The following is a 3,163-nucleotide window of genomic DNA, read 5'->3' on the forward strand; positions in this document are numbered from 1 at the left end:
GGGCGCGCAAACGGGCCGCCCACCTAAGCTGCAGCAGGATCGCGGCCTTCCGCGTGCCCCGCGCAGTCCCTCATCACTCGCGGGCGCGCCCGGCGGGAAACTTTGTGCTGCCCGCTACTCTGACTCGTCATTGCCGGGCTTGTCCCGGCAATCCAAAAGGGAGTCTGCAATGGGCCGCGAGGCGTCAGTGGATGCCCGGAACACGTCCGGGCATGACGACGTTGGAGAGTGATGGCGAAGAGAAGCCGACCGGTAGGAGAAGAACTCGCATGACACAGACGAGGCGCGATGCTCACAAGATCTCACGCCAATGTCTTTCGGATGCCGGCGGTTTCTGCGACCATGGCGGCCGTTGAGTCACCTGCTCTGCCGCCGGCGAGCCTGATCGCGGGACCGCGCGCGGAGACGAACCGGACGAAGGGATGCATCGATGCCGATTATCACGCTTTTGCTGCTCGCCGCGCTGGTGGCCACGTTCGGCTTCTGGGGCACGCTCAAGGGTATTCTCGGCGCCATCGGCGTCATCATCTTGCTGTGCCTGCTCGGCGTGCTGACCCTGGCGTTCCTGGCGGCCTGGATCCTCAAGCGCTAGCGCCGCAAGCGCTAAGTCGCAGTTCCGGCTGCGCCCTAGTCCCCGGCACGGGTGCCGGTGATGGCGAAATCCGCTTCTTGGAATTGATATTTCTGGACGACGCTGCCCGTGGCCGCGAGCGCCGCGAGGCAGGCTTGATGCGCTTCTTCACGCTCGGCCGCGCTCAGGGTCTCGCCCGCATCGACGCGCTCCGCCGTGATGAGGCAGAGCGAGGCTTCGTCCTGGGCGGAGACGGTCGCGGGCAGGATCGCAAGGGTGAGGGTAAGGATCGCGGAGCGGCCAAGAGTCCGGATCAGTCCGGTGCGCATGAGTGCAACGCGGACAAAGCTTGTGCGAGGCGGCATGGTCTACTCCGCCGCAAGCCTCACATATTCGCCCTTGCCGACGGGGCAGGCGGCCCACAGCTCTTCGAGGGCGGCGATGAGGGCTGCCATCTGCTGATCGGTGTGGACCGGCGAGGGGGTGAAGCGCATGCGCTCGGTGCGCGCGGCACGGTCGGGTAGTTGATGGGCTGCACGTAGATGCCGTAATGGGTCAAGAGCGTGTCGGTCACCGCCTTGCAGTGGACCGGATCGCCGACCATGACCGGCACGATGTGGCTCGGGTTCTCCATCACCGGCAGGCCGGCTTGCTTCATCAGGCCTTTGAGGGTGCGCACCCGCTCGCGATGGCGTGCGCGCTCGAGCTCACTCACCTTCAGATGGCGGATCGAGGCCAGCGCGCCCGCGGCGATGGCCGGCGCCAAGGACGTGGTGAAGATGAAGCCCGGCGCGTAAGAGCGGATTGCGTCGCAGCACGCCTTCGACGCGGCGATGTAGCCGCCCATGACGCCGAAGCCCTTGGCAAGCGTGCCGTTGATGATGTCGACGCGGTCCATGGCGCCTTCGAGCTCGGCGATGCCGCCGCCGCGCGGGCCGTAGAGGCCCACCGCGTGCACCTCGTCGAGATAGGTCAGCGCGTTGTATTTCTCGGCCAGCTCGCAGATCGAGCCGATGGACGAGATATTGCCGTCCATGGAGTAGACGCTCTCAAACGCGATGAGCTTCGGCGTGTCGAGCGGCACTTTCTTGAGCAGTTCCTCGAGGTGGTCGAGGTCGTTGTTGCGGAAGATGTGCTTCGGGCCGCCGCCGTGGCGAATGCCCTCGATCATCGAGGCGTGATTCTTGGCGTCGGAGAAGATCACCAGTCCCGGCATCAGCCGCGTCAGCGTCGACAGGGTCGATTCGTTGGCGATGTAGGCGCTCGTGAAGAGCAGCGCCGCCTCCTTGCCGTGGAGGTCGGCCAGCTCTTCTTCAAGCTCCACATGGTAGTGAGAGGTGCCGGAGATGTTGCGGGTGCCGCCGGAGCCTGCCCCCACCTCGTCGATCGCCTCGTGCATGGCGGCGCGCACCTTGGGGTGCTGGCTCATGCCGAGATAGTCGTTGGAGCACCACACCGTCACGTCGCGGGTGCCCGCTTCCGTGTAGTGGTCGGCGGCCGGATAGCTCCGCAGCGGCGCTTCAGATCGGCGAAGACGCGGTAGCGCCCCTCTTGGTGGAGCGACTTAAGATGCTGGCGGAATCTGTCCTCGTAATCCATCTGTCTCCGTTCCCTAGACCATTGGCGTTCGCCAAAGCCACCCAGCTATTGGCCGAACAGAATGGATATCTTTTGGGCACCCGGCTTGCCGCAAGTTCTTGTTCGACTTGCTTAAAGTCTAAATGGCACAGGGCCTTGCCCAGCTAAGTATCCTATCCCGGCCTCGGCCTCAAGGATCGAGACCGATTCTAAGTTAGATGTATTGTCGCATTAGCCGTCATAAAAGCCCTCGGGCTTTGACCTGGGTCAAGCGCGGGCGGGAAGCGGCAAATTGCCCGCTTTTTTAACCACGCGGGGGCATTGCCCGGCGCCGGCCACCGATCCCAAGGCCCATTTTACGGAAACACAAGGAGTCCCTGCTACGCCTCTCGCCTGACGGCCGCGCAAAGTCGGCCCACGAACAGGGGAATTCGCGTCACATGTTTCTCAATCGACCTTACGACCACGCCCGGAGTTCGGCTCCGCGCTTTCTGCTCGGCGCGCTGTGCGGGGCGCTTTTCGTGCTCTCGTTCGCAGGCGCGAGCCTTACGCTGGCCGGCACGGTTGGGGGCCGCTCGGCCGACCTCAACGACTTGCGGCTCAACCACGTGCCTCAAGCCTCGCTGCGCCTCGGCGGCACGGCCTAGCAGACCTCCTACCGTGCGGCCTCGACCGCCTCTTGCATGGCCTGAAGCAGCTCGCGTCTGGAGAAGGGCTTCTGGAGCACGCGCTGGCGCCGATAGGGCTCGGTAAGGCCCGATGCCCCGTAGCCGGTCGCGAAAATATAGGGCAATCCCCGCTTTTCGAGGGCATCGGCGACCGGATAGACCAGGTCGCCGGCGATGTTGAGGTCGAGCACCGCGGCATCGACGGTCTCGTCGTCGAGGAGCTTGAGGGCCTGGGCCACCCGGCTTGCCGGGCCGACAACCTCGCAGTCGGAGTCCACCAGCATATCCTCGAGCTGGAGGGCGATCGGCGCCTCGTCCTCGACGACGAGGACGCGAAGGCCCCGCA

General features: G+C 64.9%; 4 protein-coding genes and 1 pseudogene. 2 read left to right on the forward strand and 3 right to left on the reverse strand.

Translation table 11 applies throughout. From position 1 onward, the window contains the following. The first annotated feature begins 430 nt into the window (after positions 1-430). Positions 431-592, forward strand: a complete 162-nt coding sequence (locus tag AUC71_RS19295; protein ID WP_158007737.1) for a hypothetical protein — start codon at positions 431-433, stop codon at positions 590-592. 35 nt (positions 593-627) lie between these two features. On the opposite strand, the gene AUC71_RS06730 is transcribed toward AUC71_RS19295, so the two are convergent. Beyond that, positions 628-936, reverse strand: a complete 309-nt coding sequence (locus AUC71_RS06730; RefSeq protein WP_141701510.1) for a hypothetical protein — start codon at positions 934-936, stop codon at positions 628-630. Between the two features lie 3 nt (positions 937-939). Continuing rightward, positions 940-2,170, reverse strand: a pseudogene (hemA, locus tag AUC71_RS06735) (5-aminolevulinate synthase). A gap of 419 nt (positions 2,171-2,589) precedes the next feature. Here hemA and AUC71_RS06740 point away from each other — a divergent pair. Then, entirely contained in the window at positions 2,590-2,796 is a 207-nt protein-coding gene (locus tag AUC71_RS06740) for a hypothetical protein (RefSeq protein ID WP_069623656.1), read from the forward strand. A gap of 8 nt (positions 2,797-2,804) precedes the next feature. On the opposite strand, the gene AUC71_RS06745 is transcribed toward AUC71_RS06740, so the two are convergent. Further along, positions 2,805-3,163, reverse strand: a 359-nt coding sequence (locus AUC71_RS06745) for a response regulator (protein ID WP_069623657.1), incomplete at its 5' end; no start/stop codon positions are given.

Source organism: Methyloceanibacter marginalis (genome assembly GCF_001723295.1).
GTDB classification, from domain to species: Bacteria; Pseudomonadota; Alphaproteobacteria; order Rhizobiales; family Methyloligellaceae; genus Methyloceanibacter; species Methyloceanibacter marginalis.